17 protein-coding genes and 1 tRNA gene are annotated in these 16,628 nt (G+C 67.7%); 13 read left to right on the top strand and 5 right to left on the bottom strand.

The window, feature by feature from the left end; all coding sequences use genetic code 11:
- Window positions 1–69 precede the first annotated feature (69 nt).
- Window positions 70–1,053: a TRAP transporter substrate-binding protein DctP gene (gene dctP / locus ACQ5SP_RS00600; RefSeq protein ID WP_430935349.1), complete on the bottom strand. Its 984-nt coding sequence runs from the start codon at window positions 1,051–1,053 to the stop codon at window positions 70–72.
- A 137-nt stretch (window positions 1,054–1,190) separates the two neighbouring features.
- Between dctP and ACQ5SP_RS00595 the strand changes: the two genes are divergently transcribed.
- The 4 genes from ACQ5SP_RS00595 to ACQ5SP_RS00580 all read left to right on the top strand — a co-directional run bounded on the left by ACQ5SP_RS00595 (window position 1,191) and on the right by ACQ5SP_RS00580 (window position 4,158).
- Window positions 1,191–1,853, top strand: coding sequence for a GntR family transcriptional regulator (locus tag ACQ5SP_RS00595; RefSeq protein ID WP_430935347.1), 663 nt, complete (start codon window positions 1,191–1,193; stop codon window positions 1,851–1,853).
- Window positions 1,854–2,119: 266 nt separating this feature from the next.
- A complete protein-coding gene (locus tag ACQ5SP_RS00590) occupies window positions 2,120–2,998 on the top strand; it encodes a LysR family transcriptional regulator (RefSeq protein ID WP_430935345.1) in 879 nt (292 codons plus the stop codon).
- A gap of 303 nt (window positions 2,999–3,301) precedes the next feature.
- Window positions 3,302–3,829, top strand: coding sequence for a cupin domain-containing protein (locus ACQ5SP_RS00585; protein ID WP_430935343.1), 528 nt, complete (start codon window positions 3,302–3,304; stop codon window positions 3,827–3,829).
- Between the two features lie 62 nt (window positions 3,830–3,891).
- A complete protein-coding gene (locus ACQ5SP_RS00580; protein WP_430935341.1) occupies window positions 3,892–4,158 on the top strand; it encodes a DUF3764 family protein in 267 nt (88 codons plus the stop codon).
- 451 nt (window positions 4,159–4,609) lie between these two features.
- On the opposite strand, the gene ACQ5SP_RS00575 is transcribed toward ACQ5SP_RS00580, so the two are convergent.
- From ACQ5SP_RS00575 to ACQ5SP_RS00560, 4 genes are all read right to left on the bottom strand, one after another.
- Window positions 4,610–4,686 (bottom strand) — tRNA-Arg (locus ACQ5SP_RS00575).
- Between the two features lie 46 nt (window positions 4,687–4,732).
- Entirely contained in the window at window positions 4,733–6,142 is a 1,410-nt protein-coding gene (locus ACQ5SP_RS00570; protein ID WP_430935339.1) for a sensor histidine kinase, read from the bottom strand.
- Window positions 6,143–6,182: 40 nt separating this feature from the next.
- On the bottom strand, window positions 6,183–7,598 hold the full coding sequence (locus tag ACQ5SP_RS00565; protein ID WP_430935337.1) for a dihydrolipoyl dehydrogenase family protein: 1,416 nt from the start codon (window positions 7,596–7,598) through the stop codon (window positions 6,183–6,185).
- A gap of 1 nt (window position 7,599) precedes the next feature.
- Window positions 7,600–8,319: a TVP38/TMEM64 family protein gene (locus tag ACQ5SP_RS00560; protein ID WP_430935335.1), complete on the bottom strand. Its 720-nt coding sequence runs from the start codon at window positions 8,317–8,319 to the stop codon at window positions 7,600–7,602.
- A 313-nt stretch (window positions 8,320–8,632) separates the two neighbouring features.
- Here ACQ5SP_RS00560 and rpmH point away from each other — a divergent pair, with 313 nt between their 5' ends.
- From rpmH to yihA, 9 genes are all read left to right on the top strand, one after another.
- Entirely contained in the window at window positions 8,633–8,767 is a 135-nt protein-coding gene (rpmH, locus tag ACQ5SP_RS00555; RefSeq protein WP_430935333.1) for a 50S ribosomal protein L34, read from the top strand.
- A 26-nt stretch (window positions 8,768–8,793) separates the two neighbouring features.
- Window positions 8,794–9,216: a ribonuclease P protein component gene (rnpA, locus tag ACQ5SP_RS00550; RefSeq protein ID WP_430935331.1), complete on the top strand. Its 423-nt coding sequence runs from the start codon at window positions 8,794–8,796 to the stop codon at window positions 9,214–9,216.
- Window positions 9,213–9,470 carry a membrane protein insertion efficiency factor YidD gene (gene yidD, locus ACQ5SP_RS00545; RefSeq protein ID WP_430935329.1) on the top strand — a complete coding sequence of 86 codons (258 nt, stop codon included), beginning with the start codon at window positions 9,213–9,215 and terminating at the stop codon, window positions 9,468–9,470. The genes rnpA and yidD overlap by 4 nt, the downstream gene beginning before the upstream one ends.
- 62 nt (window positions 9,471–9,532) lie before the next feature.
- Entirely contained in the window at window positions 9,533–10,675 is a 1,143-nt protein-coding gene (locus tag ACQ5SP_RS00540; protein ID WP_430935327.1) for an AI-2E family transporter, read from the top strand.
- A 48-nt stretch (window positions 10,676–10,723) separates the two neighbouring features.
- Window positions 10,724–11,554 (top strand): tRNA 2-thiocytidine(32) synthetase TtcA, encoded by an 831-nt coding sequence (gene ttcA, locus ACQ5SP_RS00535; RefSeq protein WP_430935325.1) that lies wholly within the window; start codon window positions 10,724–10,726, stop codon window positions 11,552–11,554.
- Between the two features lie 112 nt (window positions 11,555–11,666).
- Complete coding sequence (locus tag ACQ5SP_RS00530) at window positions 11,667–13,241, top strand: putative bifunctional diguanylate cyclase/phosphodiesterase (RefSeq protein WP_430935323.1); 1,575 nt, start codon at window positions 11,667–11,669, stop codon at window positions 13,239–13,241.
- Window positions 13,242–13,355: 114 nt separating this feature from the next.
- On the top strand, window positions 13,356–15,194 hold the full coding sequence (gene yidC / locus ACQ5SP_RS00525; protein ID WP_430935321.1) for a membrane protein insertase YidC: 1,839 nt from the start codon (window positions 13,356–13,358) through the stop codon (window positions 15,192–15,194).
- Window positions 15,191–15,946, top strand: coding sequence for an MOSC domain-containing protein (locus tag ACQ5SP_RS00520; RefSeq protein WP_430935319.1), 756 nt, complete (start codon window positions 15,191–15,193; stop codon window positions 15,944–15,946). The genes yidC and ACQ5SP_RS00520 overlap by 4 nt, the downstream gene beginning before the upstream one ends.
- Window positions 15,943–16,596 (top strand): ribosome biogenesis GTP-binding protein YihA/YsxC, encoded by a 654-nt coding sequence (yihA, locus tag ACQ5SP_RS00515; protein WP_430936249.1) that lies wholly within the window; start codon window positions 15,943–15,945, stop codon window positions 16,594–16,596. The genes ACQ5SP_RS00520 and yihA overlap by 4 nt, the downstream gene beginning before the upstream one ends.
- Window positions 16,597–16,628: the final 32 nt, after the last annotated feature.

Genomic DNA, 16,628 nt, shown 5'->3' with positions numbered 1-16,628 from the left:
CCTGGTTGGACGGCTGTTGATTGCCGGCCGGCACCCGGACCGAACGGCCCGGGTGCCGGCGCCGCTACCTCACTCGACGCTGAGCGCGAGATCGAGAAGACGCTGCCCGTCGGGCGAGCCCTCGAGGAAGGCCTTGTAGGCCGTGTCCTGGGCGATCGCCTGCCAGGCCTTGAACGCCTCTTCGGACATGTCCGCGATCTCGACACCGTTCTTGGCGAAGACGTCACGGGCATGGGAGTCCTGCTTCTTGGCCTCTTCGAGGTAATAGGCCTCGGCCTTTTCGGCGGCGGCCAGAAGGGCCTCTTGCTGCTCGGCCGAGAGGCCTTCGAAGACCGACTTGTTCATCAGCAGCGGCTGATACATGAACCAGAGGGCATATTCCCCGGCCGGGGTGAAGCAAGCCACCTGCTCGTAGATCCGGTACGAGACGAAGGAAGAGGACGAGGTGTTCGCCGCGTCGAGAACGCCGGTCTGCATGGCATTGTAGATCTCGGCCGAGGACATCGAGGCGATCGAAGCCCCGGCACCAGCCAGCATCTGTTCGAAAGCCTTGCCCGCTGCACGCATCTGCTTGCCCTCGACATTCTCGGGGGCGGTGATGCATTCCTCCTTGCCCGCGAAACCGCCGGCCAGGTAGCCGTGCACCAGAACCATGATGTCGTCCTCGGCCATGATGGACGAGATCTCGTCCATGAAGGGCGAGTCATTGAGCCGCGCGGCGTGGTCGTGGTTCTTCACCAGCCCCGGCATCAGGGTCAGGTTATACGCGTTGCGCAGACCGCCCGCATAGGACAGCGGGAAGACGATCATGTCCACCTGTCCGCGCGCGAGCGGCTTGTATTGTTCGCGCGCCTTGAAGAGCGACTGCGACGGGAAGATCTGGATGTCCAGATCGACGCCGGCGGCCGCGACCTCGTCGGCCACGATTTGTGCCACCTTGTGGCGAACATCACCTTCGGACCACTGGTGCGACAGGCGAAGCGTTTCTGCCCCCGCGGCGAAGCTGCCGGCGAAGAGCGCTGCCGCCGCAGCCAAGGCTGTTGTGAATTTCATGATTTCTTCCTCCCTTTGAGCCGAATCCGAGCCCGGCCATCTGCAGAGATTTGCAATCAATGTCGGCAAGGTCAATAGTTTTGTATACAAGAATTATAGTCTTGTGGGCGAAGTGCCGGGTGGATAGATTGAACCCCATGGAACGGAAGCGCTCCGATATCATTGCCGATGAGCTTGAAAGCCTGATCCTGAACGGGTCTTTCGCCGACGGCGAGCGCTTGGACGAAGTGCAGCTGGCGGAGCGCTTCGCGGTCTCGCGTACGCCCCTTCGCGAAGCATTTCAGCGTCTCGCACTCTCCGGACTGGTGGAGCAGCTGCCACGCCGCGGCGTTTTCGTGCGCCACCCGGGCCCTGTCGAGTTGGTCGAGATGTTCGAGGTCATGGCCGAACTGGAAGCCGCCTGCGCCCGCTTCGCGGCCATGCGTATCTCTGATGAGGCGCTGGAAGACCTCCGTGCCACGAACGCGCGCTGCCAGCGCGCCGTCGAAGACCGGGACTCCGACGAATACTATCGAGAGAATGAGCGCTTCCACGACATAATCTATCGCCAGTCCGGCAACGCCTTTCTCGCCAATGAAAGCCATCGACTGCACCGCAGGTTGATGCCGTTTCGTCGCCTCCAGCTTCGGCTGAGAGGCAGGCTGCGGCAATCAATGGCCGAACACGAGCAGATCGTCGAAGCCCTCGAGCGCGGTGACGCCGACGGCGCCGCCGACGCGACACGGGCACATGTCGCCGTCCAGGGCGAGAAATTCAATCACCTGATGGCCAATCTCAAGAAAGTCGCGTCGGTCTCCTGATTTTCTTGCCTTGTGCGCAAACCACCGGCCATTGCACCGGGGCTCAAGGCAGAGGACCGGGCCGCTTTCTCCCGTATGTTCGGGCGCGAGGCGCCGTTCTGTGGCGAGGACGGGTGGAAAGCGCCCGTTCGCCGTCTGCGCAGCCCCTTTCGGCAATCCTGCGTCAATATCCAGCCTTGCGGCATGGCCCCACCCCGCTACCCTCGACGATCATGGCACTGCGCCACGAGCGGCGACGAGATATGCAGGGAAACGCAGGGCGGCCGATGCGGTGGGATGACATCAAGATCTTTCTCGCGGTCGCTGAGGCAGGCTCCACGCTGCGGGCCGCCAAGCGGCTCGGCGTGAACCAGACGACCGTGAGCCGCAGGCTCGACGCGCTCGAGGCCCAGACCGGCCTTGTGCTGTTCCAGCGCGAGATGTCGGGCTATCGTCTGACCCGTACCGGCGAGGCGTTTCTCGAGGCCTGCAAACCGGCGCGCGCGGTCTTCGAGAACGTCGAGGCGCGCGCCCGGCGGCTGGCGGACGCCTCGGCCGAGAACATCCGCGTCACCGGGCCCGCCGAGGCAATCCATCACTGGGTCGCCCCGATCCTCGAGCGGTTCCGGGCATCCCACCCCGACGTCGTCATGGAGCTCGACACGAGTGAGACGCAGCTCGATCTCAATGCCGGCGATGCGGATATCGCGCTTCGGATGACCGACGAGATCGACGACGAAAGCCTGATCGCGCGTCGCGTGGCCACCGTCCCCTGGGGGCTCTATTGCAGCCGGGCCTACGAGCAGGCCAAGGGCGCGCCGCGGGATCTGCGCGACCTGCCCGATCACCGGGTGATCCACTATTCCGCCCGCATGTCCCGCACCATCGCCCCGATCAGACGGCTGAGCGATGCGCTCGATCCCGCACAGGTCGTCCTGCGGGTGAGTTCGGTACCCGGAATGGTGGCCTCGCTGAAGGGGGGGCAGGCGGTCGGCTTGTTGCCCTGCTCCGTCGGCGACGCGACCCCGGACCTCGTGCCCTGCTTCCGCCACCCGGAGTTCGGGCACAATTGCTGGCTCGTAGCCTCGCGCGAGGCTTATGCGCGCCAGCTGGTGCGGGCCTGCATGAAGCAGATCGCGGACGAGTTTCCCCGCAAGGATCTCTGAAAAACCTCGGCGTTTTCGCCGAAGCATTCTGCATACCCGCAGATGGCGGCGCACGCCCCGGCCGAATTCCCAACCTCAATGATCGTTGGACCCACCCTTCGGTGTGTAGGGCGGTGGCATGGTCTGCGTTTTCGCAGATGCATTCTGCGGCATGGCGGCTGCTGCCGGGACGCGGGCCCGGATATTTCCGTGGCGAGAGACAACGCACACCGCCACGGCGATCGAGCAGCTGACCGCCGCGCGCGACAGCCTCTCGCACGACCCTGCCCGATCCCTTCCCATCCGCGCATAACGGAGCCTCAGATGACCGACACGCAGACCCCGACCCCAACCCCGAAGATCGTCACCCAGGATGACAAGCGGATCATCCCGTTCCCGCTACATGGCCTGTCACAGCTGGTCCACGGGGCCGACCTGGCCGCGAATTTCTCGCTCTTCGACGTCGACTTCGCGCCCAGCGCACCGGGTGCGCCCCCGCACACCCATGCCCACGAGGACGAGGTCTACTACATCCTCGAGGGCGAAGTGACCTTCATGCTCGGCGACCGGGTCGAGACCGCGCCGGCCGGTAGCACCGTGATCCTGCCGCGCGGCATCCTGCACGCCACCTGGAACGAAAGCGACCAACCCGCCCGCGCGCTGACCATCGTCTCGCAGGACAGCCGCTTCGAGTTCTTCTTCGACGACGTGGTCAAGCGCATCCGCGCGCGCGGCCTGACCGACCCCATGGAAATGGGCGCCGTCGTCGCCGAGGCCGGCGCCGATTACGGCTGTATCGTCGACATGGGCGCCATGCCCGAGCGCGCCAAGCCGTTCTTCGGCATGGCCTGATCCCCCGGCCCCGCCGGACATGGCGGGGCCGCACTTGATCCCACGCCCCAAGGACACCCCAGATGAAAATCCTCGTCACTTTTGAGATCAGCACGCCCTTCGCCGACTGGCACCAGGCCTACGGCGCGAAAGCCCCGGCCCGCGAGGCCGCCGGTATCACCGAGATCTACTGCGGTCACGAACAGGACAACACCGCAGCCGTCTACTGCCTCTTCGAGGCTGAAAGTCTCAAGGTCTTCAACAGCTTCATGCAGGCGCCCGGGCATGCAGAGGACGCCGCGAAGGCCGGGCATCTGCTGCAGACCACCAGGGCCGTGGCCCTGACCTGAACGGGCCGCGTTCCCGCGACACCGCCCGGCGCCACATCGACGTGGCGCCGGGCTTCTCAACCAGCCCGCGCCGCCGGACACGCGCGCCCGCCCCAGAGGAACCGAACGATGTGCCTTTTCTGCCAAGCCAAGATGAACTTCCAGGCGCCGCAACGCAGCCTTTCTGCGGCGACGCAACGCCGCTCGACCACGGCCGCGATGCGCCCCGGCCTGTCGCGCCGAAATTTCCTCGGCGTCTCGGCCGCCGCCGCGGCCACGGGGCTTGCAGCAGGGGCAGCATACAAGGCCTGCTTTCGGGCAGCGGCGGCAATCGCCGCGGCCTTGGCAGCTGTCAGCATCGCCGTCCGCGGTCCGGCCCAGGGGGGGGCGAGAACCGGACCCGGCGGGACCTGGAACGACCGAGCCCGCACCGTTTGCGGGCTCACGTTACGTCGCCATAGGATCGGTGAGGTGGCGCACCGGGGAGGATTCGAACCCCCGACCCCGTGATTCGTAGTCACGTGCTCTATCCAGCTGAGCTACCGGTGCGTGAGGGCTGCATGTAGCGCCGGCGCCGGGCGGATGCAAGCGGATTTCATGGATTTTTGCGGAACTCCCCAAGCGTCGCCGCCGGCAGGCGGATCGCGAACTCGGTACCGGTCTCGTCGGTCCGCACCAGCTCGAGCGTGCCGCCATGTCCCCGGACCAGTTCGGCCGCGATGGCCAGGCCCAGCCCCGATCCGCCGCGCCGCGTCGTCGCGTGGAACGGCTCGAAAATATGGTCGAGCGCCTTTGCCGGCAGGCCCGGCCCGGTATCGGCGACGCGGATGGTCCAGCCGCCGCTTTCGGCCTCGGCGCTTACCCGGACGGTGCCGGACTTGCCGGCGCCCTCGATCGCCTCGCGCGCGTTCCGCACCAGGTTCGACAGCACACGGTGCAGCTGCTCCGCGTCGCCGCGGATCACCGCGCCGGCCGGCAGATCCGTCTCGAAGCGGACGCGCCCGCCCTCTGCTGCCAGCTTCTCGTTCTCGATCGCGTCGGTCACCAGCGGCCCCAGCGCGACCTCGCCGAGGTGCGGGGCCGGCTCCTCGGCCCGGCCGAAGGCCAGCGTGCTCTCGCAGAGGTTCACCGCCCGCGAGATCGACCCGACGAGCTTGGGCGCGGTGCGTTGCACGGTCGGGTCCGCGCTCTGTTCCATGCGGTCGGCCAGAAGCTGCGCCGTGCTGAGCATGTTGCGCAGGTCGTGGCTCACCCGCGCCACCGCGCCGCCCAGCGCCGCCAGCCGATCCTTCTGCCGCAGCGACTGGCTCAGCTGCGTCTGCATCGAGCGGAGCGCTTCCTCGGCCTCGCGCAGTTCGCGGATCGAGGCGGTGGGCGTGATGATCTGGCGCGCGTCGTCGGGTGCGGCCTCGTAGGCCTTTACATGGGTGATCACGCGGGAGATCGGCGTGACGAGGAACCGGCGCACCGCCAGGAACAGCAGGAACGCGGTGAATATGGAAATCGCGGCCGAGAGCGCGAGGATGCGGAGGCCATAATCGATCATCGCCGCGCGCAGCGGCTGGGTCGGCATCGTCACCTCGATCAGCAGCCCCGCATCGCGGAGCGGCTCGCCGATCACGCGGATCACCTGAGGCTCCGTGTCCCAGAGCCGCGACAGCGCGTCGCCGATCAGCGCCCAGGGGGAGGCCGCGCGCAGGTCGAAGGTGCTGTCCACGGGGCGCGGCATGTCGGAGGACAGGATCAGCTCGCGCACCTCGTTGCGCCGCAGCACGACGTTGTAGACGCCGGCATTGCGCAGCAACTCCTCGGCCAGGTCCGGCTCGATCATGTCGTCCTCGCTGGCCAGTAGCGCCAGCGAGGCGATCTGCGCGCGTTCCAGCCGGGCCAGCAGGTAGTCCTCGCGGAAGCGCGCGACAGACGGGACGAAAATGAACACCTCGGCCAGCATGACGAAGACGATCGTCAAGAGCAGGAACCGCCCGGAAAGCGAGTTGAGAAACATCTGCCTGGTCAATCTCCCGACGTCGCGAATGGTGGCCGGCTCAGAATCTCTGCACCAGCCTGACGATCCGCTTCACCCATGCATTATCAAATAGCTTCGGCGAGAAATAGGCGCTCGCCGCGCGCTTGTTCACCTCGCCCAGCGTCGGATAGGGCGCCACCATGTCGGCCACGGCCTTCATCTTGAGACCGTTGGCAATGGCGAGCGCCCAGATCTGGATCAGCTCGCCCGCCTGCGCGCCGGCGATGCTGGCCCCGACCGGCCGGCCCTTGACCACCATGACCTTGACCCGGCCCCGGGTGAGCCGCTCGGCCCGGGCCCGGTCGTTCTCGGCGTAGTCGGCGCCGACGACCTCGAGCGCGGCGCCGTGCCGCGCGCGCGCCTCGGCCTCGGTCAGGCCGACCTGGGCCAGTTCGGGGTCGGTATAGGTCACCCACGGCAGATGCGCCGTGGCGGCCCTGGACGGCAGCCCGAACAGCGCAGAGCGCACCACGATCCCGGCGTGGTAGCCCGCGACATGGGTGAATTGCAGCCCGCCCGCCACGTCGCCGATCGCGTAGACACGGCGGTTGCTGCTGCGCAGCCCGTCATCGACGGTGACGCCGCGCCGGTCATGGGCGATCCCGGCGGCGTCGAGGTTCAGGGCGCCGATATTGGGCTTGCGCCCCACGGCCATCAGCAGGTGGGTGCCGGCATGGACGTCCCCCTCCCTGGTGACGACCTCGATCGCGCCGGCCGCACCGCGGATTTCGGCGGCGGTGGCCCCCTCGTGGATCTCGACACCCTCGGCCCTGAGCCGGTCCAGCACGATGGCGGACAGGTCCGGATCGTCACGGCCGAGCGCACGGTCGCCTTCCAGCACCGTCACCCGCGATCCAAGCCGCAGATGGGCCTGCGCAAGCTCCATCCCGATCGGCCCACCGCCGATGACGAGCAGGTGTTCGGGTCTTTCGCGCAGCTCGAAAATGGTTTCGTTGGTTTCGACCGGTACGGTCTCCACGCCCGGGATCGGCGGCACGAGCGGCGCCGAGCCGGTCGCGATGACGAAGCGGCGGGCGCGGATCAGCGCGTCCCCGGCCTCGAGTTCACGGTCCGAGGTGAACCGGCCCCAGGCACGGATCACCCGCACGCCGAGGCCCTCGAAGCGCTCCTGGCTGTCATGCGGCGCGATGCCGGCGATGACGTCGGCCACGTGATCCTTGGCGGCGGCGTAGTCCACCTCCGGCACCACCGGGGCCACGCCGAAGGGGGCGCCCGTCGTCATGGCATGGGCGTGCCGGGACGCGGCGATCAGCGATTTCGACGGCACGCAGCCGTAATTCAGGCAGTCGCCGCCCATCTTGCCGCCCTCGACCAGCACGACCCGCGCGCCCATCTGCACCGCGCCCGCCGCGACCGAAAGCCCGCCCGACCCGGCGCCGATCACGCAGAGATCCGTCTCGATCCGTTCCGGCATGTCAGTCTCCTTTCCGGCCACGCAGCGCCCGCAGCACCATCGGCAGCGCCGCCAGGGCGCAGAGCCCGAGGATCGGGCCGAGGATGTGCGGCTCGAAGATGATGCCGAGGTTCGGCGTCTCGCCCCGGGCGAAGACCCGGCCGAGCCCGGCCCCGACCCAGGTATAGACCAGCCCCCCGGGAATGATGCCGAAGAAGGTCGTGAACACGAAGCGCCCGGTACCGACGCCGACCAGCGCGGGCACGAGGTTGGCCACGAAGAACGGCACCGCCGGAACCAACCGCATCAGGAAGAGAAAGCTCAGCTCGTTGTCCCGGAGACCTGCGCGCATCCGCTTCACCCGGCCCTCCGAGGCGTCGATCCGGCGCGACAGCGCGTCGCCCAGCCCCCAGCGCGCGGCAAGGAAGATCGCGGTCGCCCCGACCGTGGCGGCCACCACGTTGAAGAGCACCCCGGGAAAGAGCCCGAACAGAAAGCCGCCCGTCAGCGTCGCCACCGTCGCGCCGGGCAGCGAGAAGGCCACGATCACGACATAGGCGGCCATGAAGGCAAGCGCGGTAGAGACATAATACGCATCGCGGAAGGCCAGCAGCCTCTCGCGGTTCTCGGCCAGCGCCTCGAAGGTGAGCACGTCGCCCAGCGCCAGGTAGCCGGTCACCGCCACCGCGAGGATCACGCCCAAAGGCAGGTGTCGCATCCATTGGCTCTTGTTCCGGTCCATGCTTCTGTCCATGTCTTGCCGCCCCGCGGTTTCAGCCCGTTTCGTTCCCCTTATCTGGACCGCGGGGCCGCGCCCGGCATAGGGGGTTCACGCGCGCTTGATGACGGGTGATGGATTTCGCCCGTTTATGACGGCTTCGCGCCGGTTTGTGTCAGCACGGGTCCCGATTTCCGGCAGGACGCGGCCGAATGTTGCAGTTTTCGGACAGCCGGCGAATTGACTTCGCCCCGATCACCCCCTAAACAGCGGCTTCCGAACAGCATCGGCCCGCGAATCCGCCGGAGGGCGGGCCGCACCGCGCAGGAGAAGAGACATGAAACGCACCTTTCAGCCGAGCAACCTCGTGCGCAAGCGCCGCCACGGTTTCCGCGCGCGCATGGCCACGAAGGCCGGCCGCCAGGTCCTGAACCGGCGTCGCGCCCGCGGCCGCAAGAAGCTGTCCGCCTGAGGCACGCGCCCGACCGAGATTATCGGATGACACCGCCGGGGACGCACGTGGCAGGCCAGACAGGCCGGGCCGCGCAAGCGGACCCGGCGGTTTCCGTTCGTCTGGACATTCTGAAGAAGCGCGCCGATTTCCTGCGCACGGCCCGGGCCCGACGGCAGCCCATGCCGGGGTTCCTGTTGCAGGCGCGATGCCGCGCGCCCGACGAGGCGCCCGGCGACACGATCCGCGTGGGCTTCACCTGTTCCCGGAAAGTCGGCAATGCCGTCACCCGCAACCGCGCCAAGCGCCGCCTGCGCGCCCTGGCCCGCGACGTGCTGCCCGAGGCCGGGCAGCCCGGCTGGGATTACGTCCTGGTCGGCCGGCCCGGCGCGACCGTCGCGCGCCCTTTCGCGGCGCTCCGGGCGGATCTCGTCAAGGCGCTCGGCCGCATCCACGGGGGCCGGTCATGAGCCCGCTCGCCTGGGTCCTGTCCCTGCCCGTGCGCGCCTACCGGCTCGTGCTGAGCCCCTGGGTGGGGCATGGCTGCCGCTACCAGCCCACCTGCTCGGCCTATGCGCTGGAAGCGCTCGAGAAACATGGTGCCGTCCGGGGCGGCTGGCTGGCCGCGCGGCGCATCGCGCGCTGCCATCCGCTGGGCGGGTCGGGCTACGATCCGGTGCCGGGCCGCAAGCGCCGCAAAGCGTCCCTGCCCCCGAGACATTGAGTCCCGGCGCACAATTCACCAAAGTAGGGCATGGCTGTCAGAACAGGAACGAGCGCCCCGAGATGAACGCGCCACCGACGAGATCCGAAAGGCGGGACACCGAACCGGCCCGCAAGGCCCTGACGGACCGCGGCGCCCTGCAGACCGGCGCGCTGGTCATCATCGCCTTCGCGGTCGTGCTTTTCCTGCTTGTGCAGGCACAGTTCCTGCTGATCTCCCTGGCCACGGCCATCGTTGTCTTCAGCCTGACGAGCGACGCCATCAACTTCATCGCGCGGTTCCGTCTGGGGCCGGTCGGGATCCCGAACTGGCTGGCAAGCATCGCGGCGGTGGCGCTGATCTCGGCGATCCTGCTGACGCTGACCTCGATCATCCTGTCGCAGGTCAACACGGTCCTGACGACGACCCTGACCTATGCCGAGAGCGCGCCGTCGGCCATCGCGGCGCTCTTCTCCTTCCTGGGCCCGGACATCCAGACCGCCGTCTTCGACGCGGTGCGCACGGTGGACGTCTCGGGCTATCTCCGCTCCATCGCGGGACAGGCCGGCAACCTGATGCAGGGCACGGTGCTGGTGATCCTCTTCGTCGGGTTTCTCTTCGGCGAACGGATCTGGTTCTCGACGAAGCTCACCAATTTCTTCGGCGACGAGGCCCAGGCCGAACGGGTCGGGCGGATCATGGGCTCGATCATCCACCGGGTGAACTACTACCTGCTGGTCAAGACCTTCGTCAGCGCGGTGACCGGCGTCATGGTCTATTTCGTGGCCAAGCTCTTTGCCCTCGACCTTGCCGGCGCCCTCGGGGTCATCACGTTCATCCTGAACTACATCCCGAATATCGGCTCGATCGTGGCCACGGTGCTGGTCGCGCTGGTCACCTATGTCCAGCTGGCCGATCCGACGGCGACCATCGCGATCTTCGCCGTGGTGGGCGTGATCCAGTTCCTGAACGGCAACGTGATCGACCCGATCCTGATGGGCCGGGCGCTGCGTGTCTCGACCTTCGGGATCATCATCTCGCTGGCGTTCTGGGGCGCGGTCTGGGGCATTCCGGGCATGTTCCTGTCGGTGCCGATCATGGTGGCGCTGCTGATCGTCTGCAGCCACGTGCCGGGGCTGCGCCCGATCGCGATCCTGCTCTCGCGCGAGGGCCTGCCGGAAACCGAGGCCGAAACCCGGGCCGGGACAGGCGCCGCGCCCCGGTGACCGGCCGCACCCTTGCCCGGGACCCGGCGGTGCAGTAAAGGCACGGCCATGCTCGACGAGACCGACGACATCCATCCGCTTTTCGCCGGCGCGCCCGCGACCACGGAGTTCAAGAAGCTTCGCAAGCGGGTCGTGCGCCAGGCCCGCGAGGCCATCGAGCAGTTCGGCATGGTCGAACGCGGCGCGCGCTGGCTCGTCTGCCTCTCGGGTGGCAAGGACAGCTATACCCTGCTCGCGGTTCTCCACGAGTTGCAGTGGCGCGGCCTGCTGCCGGTCGAGATCCTCGCCTGCAACCTCGACCAGGGCCAGCCGGGCTTCCCGGCGACCGTTCTGCCGGCCTTCCTCGAGCGGATGGGCGTGCCGCACCGGATAGAGTACCAGGACACCTATTCCATCGTTACCGACAAGGTCCCGGCGGGGCGCACCTACTGCGCGCTCTGCTCGCGTCTGCGGCGCGGGCATCTGTATCGGATCGCCCGAGAGGAAGGCTGCGCGGCGGTGGTGCTGGGCCATCACCGCGACGACATCCTCGAGACGTTCTTCATGAACCTCTTTCACGGCGGGCGCCTGGCGACCATGCCGCCGAAGCTCGTCAACGAAGAGGGCGACCTCTTCGTCTATCGCCCGCTCGCCTTCGTGGCCGAGGAGGATTGCGCGCGCTTCGCGCAGGCGATGAACTACCCGATCATTCCCTGCGATCTCTGCGGCAGCCAGGACGGCCTTCAGCGCCAGCAGGTCAAGAAGATCCTCGATCAATGGGAAGCCAACAGCCCGGGCCGCCGCCAGGTCATGTTCCGCGCGCTGATGAACGCCCGGCCCTCGCACCTGCTGGATTCAGCGCTTTTCGACTTCGCCGGGCTCACCCGGCCGGTCGAGTGAGTTTTCTGAAAATCGAGCGGATTTTCCGTCGCGGTCTTAACCAGTATCAGAGGCCGCGCCCCTAGCCTGCGCCTGCGGACCGAAGACCCGCGACAGGCGGAGGAGCCAGGCGATGCAGGACGGGAAGGACGCAGGGCGATCCGGCGTGATCGCGTGGCTGCGCCGGGAATTCGATACGCTGCAGCTGGCCAGCTTTCTGCCGGTCCTGACCCTGATCGCCTACTGGATCCATGTCGACGCGGTCCTCTTCGTGGTCTCCTTCCTGTTCCCGATCCTCTTCGTGCTGCAGGATCTGAACCGCCCCGCGCAGCCGGTGGCGGCCCCGCCGGCGGCCGAGCCCGAAGACGTCCCGGAACGCGACAGCCTGACCGGCCTCGCCACCCGGCAGGAAGCCGTTGCCCGTCTCGAAAGCTACATCACCTCCGAACGCACCACGGGCCGGATCACGGCCGTGCTGCTCTTCGACATCGACAATTTCCACAAGGCCAACGAGCGTTTCGGGATCGAGGCCGGCGACGCCGCGCTCGCGACGCTGGCCACGCGCCTGACGGCGGCCGTGCGGGGCAAGGATCTGGTCGCGCGGATGGACGGGGATTCCTTCGCGGTGATCCTCGCCCCGGTACGACGCGCGGACCTGGAAAGCGTGGTGGCGGTCGCGGAACGGGTCATGGCCGGCGTCGCGCAACCGCTGCAGGCCGGGGGGCACAGGCTGCACCTGACCTGTTCGGCCGGGATCTGCCTGATGGGGCGCGCGCCGGAGAACACCGCACTGTCAATGCTGCAATCGGCCGAGGTCGCGCTGATCGAGGCCCGGCAGGCGGGCGAAGGCACCATCCGCAGCTTCTCGCCCCGGATGCGGCGCGAGCAGCGCAAGCGCAGCACGCTCAGCGCCGAGCTGGACGCGGCGCTCGAGAACGGGCAGATCCGGCCCTGGTTCCAGCCCCAGATCTGCACCGATACCGGCCGGATCACCGGGTTCGAGGCCCTGGCGCGCTGGGAACACCCCGAGGAAGGCGTGCTTGCCCCCGGTCGTTTCCTGTCCATCGTCGAGGCCGCCAGTCGGACCGAACGGCTGGGCGAGGTGGTGCTCTACCACTCGCTGTCCGCGCTGCGGTCCTGGGACAAGGCCGGGCTGGACGTGCCCAATGTCGGCGTCAATTTCGCCACCGACGAGCTGCGCAACCCGCGGCTCTGCGAGAAGATCAAGTGGGAGGTCGACCGCTTCGACCTCGCGCCGGAACGCCTGACCATCGAGATCCTCGAGACCGTGGTCGCCGAGCCCGAGGATGACAGCATCAGCCGCAACATTCACGGGCTGGCGGCGATGGGCGCCGCGATCGATCTCGACGATTTCGGCACCGGCCATGCCGCCATCGCCAATATCCGCCGCTTCGGGGTGAACCGGATCAAGATCGACCGGTCCTTCGTCCGGGGTGTCGACCAGGACAGCGAACAGCAGTTGATGATCGCAGCCATCGTGCGGATGGCAGAATGCCTCGACATCTCCGCGCTGGCCGAGGGCGTCGAGACGCTGGCCGAGCAATCCATGCTGGCGCAGCTGGGCTGCCGCTATATCCAGGGCTACGGGCTGGCGCGGCCGATGCCCTTCGGCGACACCATCGCCTGGATCCACAAGCACAACGAGAAACTCTCGCCCGGCCCCGACATCGGGCGCCGGGCCGGCTGATCTCCGGCGCGGCCCCGGCGCGCCCCCGGCGCCCTTGCCCGAAAAGCGCTTGACCTTTCAGGTCCACATCTGTTGAACGGCCCTGAACTTGGACGGACAGGCGGTGTGCCCCTGATGGACGATCAGAACAAGAACCTCATCCTCGCGACGGCCCTGAGCTTTCTCGTCATCCTGGTCTGGTTCGTCCTGTTTCCGCCCGAGGAACCCGTCCAGCAAACACCGCAGGAAACCGCGGGCCAGGTGCAGACCGACGGCGGCGCCCCGATCGCCGCCACGCCCAGCACGGGCGGCACCGCGGGGCAGACCGGCACGCCGCCGACGCTGGCCACCACGGCCGAGGAGTCGCGCGAGATCGCGCTGTCCAAATCGCCCCGGATCGAGATCGACACCCCCAGCCTGACGGGCTCCATCGCGGTGCGCGGCGGGCGGATCGACGATCTCGCGCTCAAGGCCTACAACGAGGATCTGGACCCGGAATCGCCGCTGGTCACGCTACTCTCGCCGGTGGGCGGGCCGGATTCCTACTACGCACTCTTCGGCTGGGCGCCCGGCGGCGCGCTCGCGCTCGAGGACGTGCCCGGTGCCAACACCCAGTGGCAGGTGCCCGAAGGCGCCCGCCTGACGCCCGACAGCCCCGTCACGCTGAGCTGGGAGAACGCCGGCGGCCTGCGCTTCGAACGCACGATCTCGGTCGACGAGGACTACATGTTCTCCGTCACCCAGCGCGTCATCAACACCGGCGCGGACGCCCAGCGCCTGGCCCCCTACGGCGTCGTGGCACGTCATGGCGAGCCCGACGTCACCGGCTTCTTCATCCTGCACGAAGGCGTGGTCCGGGTCTCGGACGGCGAGCTGGAAGAGATCGACTACAACGACATGCCGGACATGGATTTCGACGAGCGCGAGGCCGGCCGGGTCAACCTGCAGGCGGTCGAGCAGACCGGCTGGGTCGGGTTCACCGACAAGTACTGGATGACGACGCTGATCGCCGAGCCGGGCCAGTCGTTCAGCTCGGTGGCGAAATACACCGGCGCCGCGGATATCTACCAGACGGAAATGCGGCTGCCGACGGTCACCGTGGCGCCCGGCGAAAGCCAGGAGATCTCCTCGCGCCTCTTCGCGGGCGCCAAGGAGTGGGAAAAGATCCGCAACTACGAGGAAACCTTCGGCATCGACCGGTTCGTCGATTCCATCGACTGGGGCTGGTTCTTCTTCCTGACGAAACCGATCTTCGCGGTGCTGCACTGGCTCAATGCCCTGATCGGCAACATGGGCTGGGCCATCATCGGGCTGACGCTGATCATCAAGGCGATCCTCTTCCCGCTCGCCTACAAGTCCTATGTCTCGATGGCGAAGATGAAGGAACTCCAGCCCGAGATGGAAAAGATCAAGGAGCGCGCCGGCGAGGATCGCCAGAAGCTCCAGCAGGAGATGATGCAGCTCTACAAGGAGAAGAAGGTCAACCCGGCCTCCGGCTGCCTGCCGATCCTGCTGCAGATCCCGATCTTCTTCTCGCTCTACAAGGTGATCTTCGTCACGATCGAACTGCGCCACGCGCCCTGGCTGGGCTGGATCCGCGACCTCAGCGCGCCGGACCCGTCCTCGATCTTCAACCTGTTCGGGCTGCTGCCCTACACGGTGCCGAACCTCGGCATTCTCGAGATCCTGTCGCTCGGCATCCTGCCGATCCTGCTCGGCGTGTCGATGTGGCTCCAGCAAAAGCTGAACCCGGCCCCGACGGACAAGACCCAGGCGATGATCTTCGCCTGGATGCCCTGGGTCTTCATGTTCATGCTGGGGCAGTTCGCCAGCGGGCTGGTGCTCTACTGGATATCGAACAACGTGATCACCTTCACGCAGCAGTACCTGATCATGCGCAGCCAGGGCTACAAGCCCGACCTGCTCGGGAATATCCGCTCCGGCTTCAAGCGGGATTCATCGGAAGAGAAATGACCGCCCGCCTCGCGCATATCTGGCGGCACCCGATCAAGTCCCATGGGCGGGAGCCGCTGGATCGCGTGACGCTCGAGGCCGGCCGGACACTGCCCGGCGACCGGGTCTGGGCCGTGGCCCACGACTCGGCGCGGATACCGGATCATCCCGCCTGGATGCCCTGCGCGAATTTCATGCGCGGCGCCAAGGTCGCGGCGCTCATGGCGATCGACGCCCGGCTGGACGAGTCCGCACGATCTGTGACCCTGACCCACCCGGACCGGCCCGAGGTGACCATCCACCCCGACGACCCGGCGGACGCCGCGCGCTTCCTGGACTGGGTCGCGCCGCTCTGCCCGGCGGACCGGGCCCGGCCCACAGCCATCGTCACGGTTCCCGAGCGGGGCATGACCGACACCGATTTCCCGTCCGTGTCGATCAACAACCTCTCCTCGCACCGCGCTGTGTCGCAGAAGCTCGGCCGCGATCTCTCGGTGCTGCGCTGGCGTGGCAACCTGATCCTTGATGGCCTTGCTCCGTGGGAAGAGTTCGACTGGATCGACCGCGAGATCGCCATCGGGGGCGCGCGGCTGGCGGTGCGCGAACGGATCGGCCGCTGCATGGCCACCACCGCGAACCCCGAGACCGGCCGCCGGGACGCCGACACGCTGGGCGTGCTGGAAGAGGGCTGGGGACACCGCGATTTCGGCGTCTATGCCGAGGTGATCGAGAGCGGCCCCGTCGCCCTGGGCGACCGGGTCGAGGTGCTCTGATGCAGCTCTCCTTCCCCGAGGCCGCCGCCCCCGACGCCCGGGCCGCCGAGGCCGGCCGGCTGCTCTTCGCAGGCCCCTGCGATTTCGTGAAGGGCGTCGTCGCGATGGACGGCCTTCCGCCCGCCGACCGGGCCGAGGTCTGTTTCGCGGGACGCTCCAATGTCGGCAAGTCGACGCTCCTGAACGCGCTGACCGGGCGCCGGGCGCTGGCGCGGGCCTCGAACACGCCCGGCCGCACCCAGGAGATCAACTACTTCGCCCTCGGCGAAAGCCATTACCTGGTGGACCTGCCCGGCTACGGCTACGCCCAGGCCCCGAAGCCCAAGGTCGAAAGCTGGCAGCGCCTGCTCAAGGCCTATCTCGGCGGGCGGGTCTCGCTCCGCCGGGCCTTCGTGCTGATCGATGCCCGTCACGGCCCCAAGCCCGTGGACGAGGAGATCATGACGCTGCTCGACCGCGCCGCCGTCACCTTCCAGGCGGTGCTGACCAAGGCCGACAAGGTCAAGGCAAAGGATCGCGACGCGGTGCTGGAAAAACTGCGCGCGTCGCTGGCCACGCACCCGACGGCCTTTCCCGAGATCGTCGTCACCTCGGCCGAAAAGGGCACCGGGATCGAAACGCTGCGCGCGATCATCGCCGGTCTCGACTGAACGCCCGCGCCGCCCGCTCTTGGCAAGGCGCG

This window comes from Rhodovulum sp. YNF3179 (assembly GCF_050586465.1).
Taxonomy (GTDB): domain Bacteria; phylum Pseudomonadota; class Alphaproteobacteria; order Rhodobacterales; family Rhodobacteraceae; genus CAJXYS01.
Note: the sequence above shows the minus strand (reverse complement) of the source record. Positions and strands in the feature narration are given on the sequence as shown.

What these genes read in the sequence shown, in the direction of transcription:
- ACQ5SP_RS00590 (WP_430935345.1), top strand. Translation starts at nt 2,120, where the DNA reads ATGCGGTGGGATGACATCAAGATCTTTCTCGCGGTCGCTGAGGCAGGC.
- rnpA (WP_430935331.1), top strand. Translation starts at nt 8,794, where the DNA reads ATGACACCGCCGGGGACGCACGTGGCAGGCCAGACAGGCCGGGCCGCG.
- ACQ5SP_RS00580 (WP_430935341.1), top strand. Translation starts at nt 3,892, where the DNA reads ATGAAAATCCTCGTCACTTTTGAGATCAGCACGCCCTTCGCCGACTGG.
- ACQ5SP_RS00530 (WP_430935323.1), top strand. Translation starts at nt 11,667, where the DNA reads ATGCAGGACGGGAAGGACGCAGGGCGATCCGGCGTGATCGCGTGGCTG.
- ACQ5SP_RS00585 (WP_430935343.1), top strand. Translation starts at nt 3,302, where the DNA reads ATGACCGACACGCAGACCCCGACCCCAACCCCGAAGATCGTCACCCAG.
- yidD (WP_430935329.1), top strand. Translation starts at nt 9,213, where the DNA reads ATGAGCCCGCTCGCCTGGGTCCTGTCCCTGCCCGTGCGCGCCTACCGG.
- ttcA (WP_430935325.1), top strand. Translation starts at nt 10,724, where the DNA reads ATGCTCGACGAGACCGACGACATCCATCCGCTTTTCGCCGGCGCGCCC.
- dctP (WP_430935349.1), bottom strand. Translation starts at nt 1,053, where the DNA reads ATGAAATTCACAACAGCCTTGGCTGCGGCGGCAGCGCTCTTCGCCGGC.
- ACQ5SP_RS00565 (WP_430935337.1), bottom strand. Translation starts at nt 7,598, where the DNA reads ATGCCGGAACGGATCGAGACGGATCTCTGCGTGATCGGCGCCGGGTCG.
- ACQ5SP_RS00595 (WP_430935347.1), top strand. Translation starts at nt 1,191, where the DNA reads ATGGAACGGAAGCGCTCCGATATCATTGCCGATGAGCTTGAAAGCCTG.
- ACQ5SP_RS00540 (WP_430935327.1), top strand. Translation starts at nt 9,533, where the DNA reads ATGAACGCGCCACCGACGAGATCCGAAAGGCGGGACACCGAACCGGCC.
- ACQ5SP_RS00560 (WP_430935335.1), bottom strand. Translation starts at nt 8,319, where the DNA reads ATGGACCGGAACAAGAGCCAATGGATGCGACACCTGCCTTTGGGCGTG.
- yidC (WP_430935321.1), top strand. Translation starts at nt 13,356, where the DNA reads ATGGACGATCAGAACAAGAACCTCATCCTCGCGACGGCCCTGAGCTTT.
- ACQ5SP_RS00570 (WP_430935339.1), bottom strand. Translation starts at nt 6,142, where the DNA reads ATGTTTCTCAACTCGCTTTCCGGGCGGTTCCTGCTCTTGACGATCGTC.
- rpmH (WP_430935333.1), top strand. Translation starts at nt 8,633, where the DNA reads ATGAAACGCACCTTTCAGCCGAGCAACCTCGTGCGCAAGCGCCGCCAC.
- ACQ5SP_RS00520 (WP_430935319.1), top strand. Translation starts at nt 15,191, where the DNA reads ATGACCGCCCGCCTCGCGCATATCTGGCGGCACCCGATCAAGTCCCAT.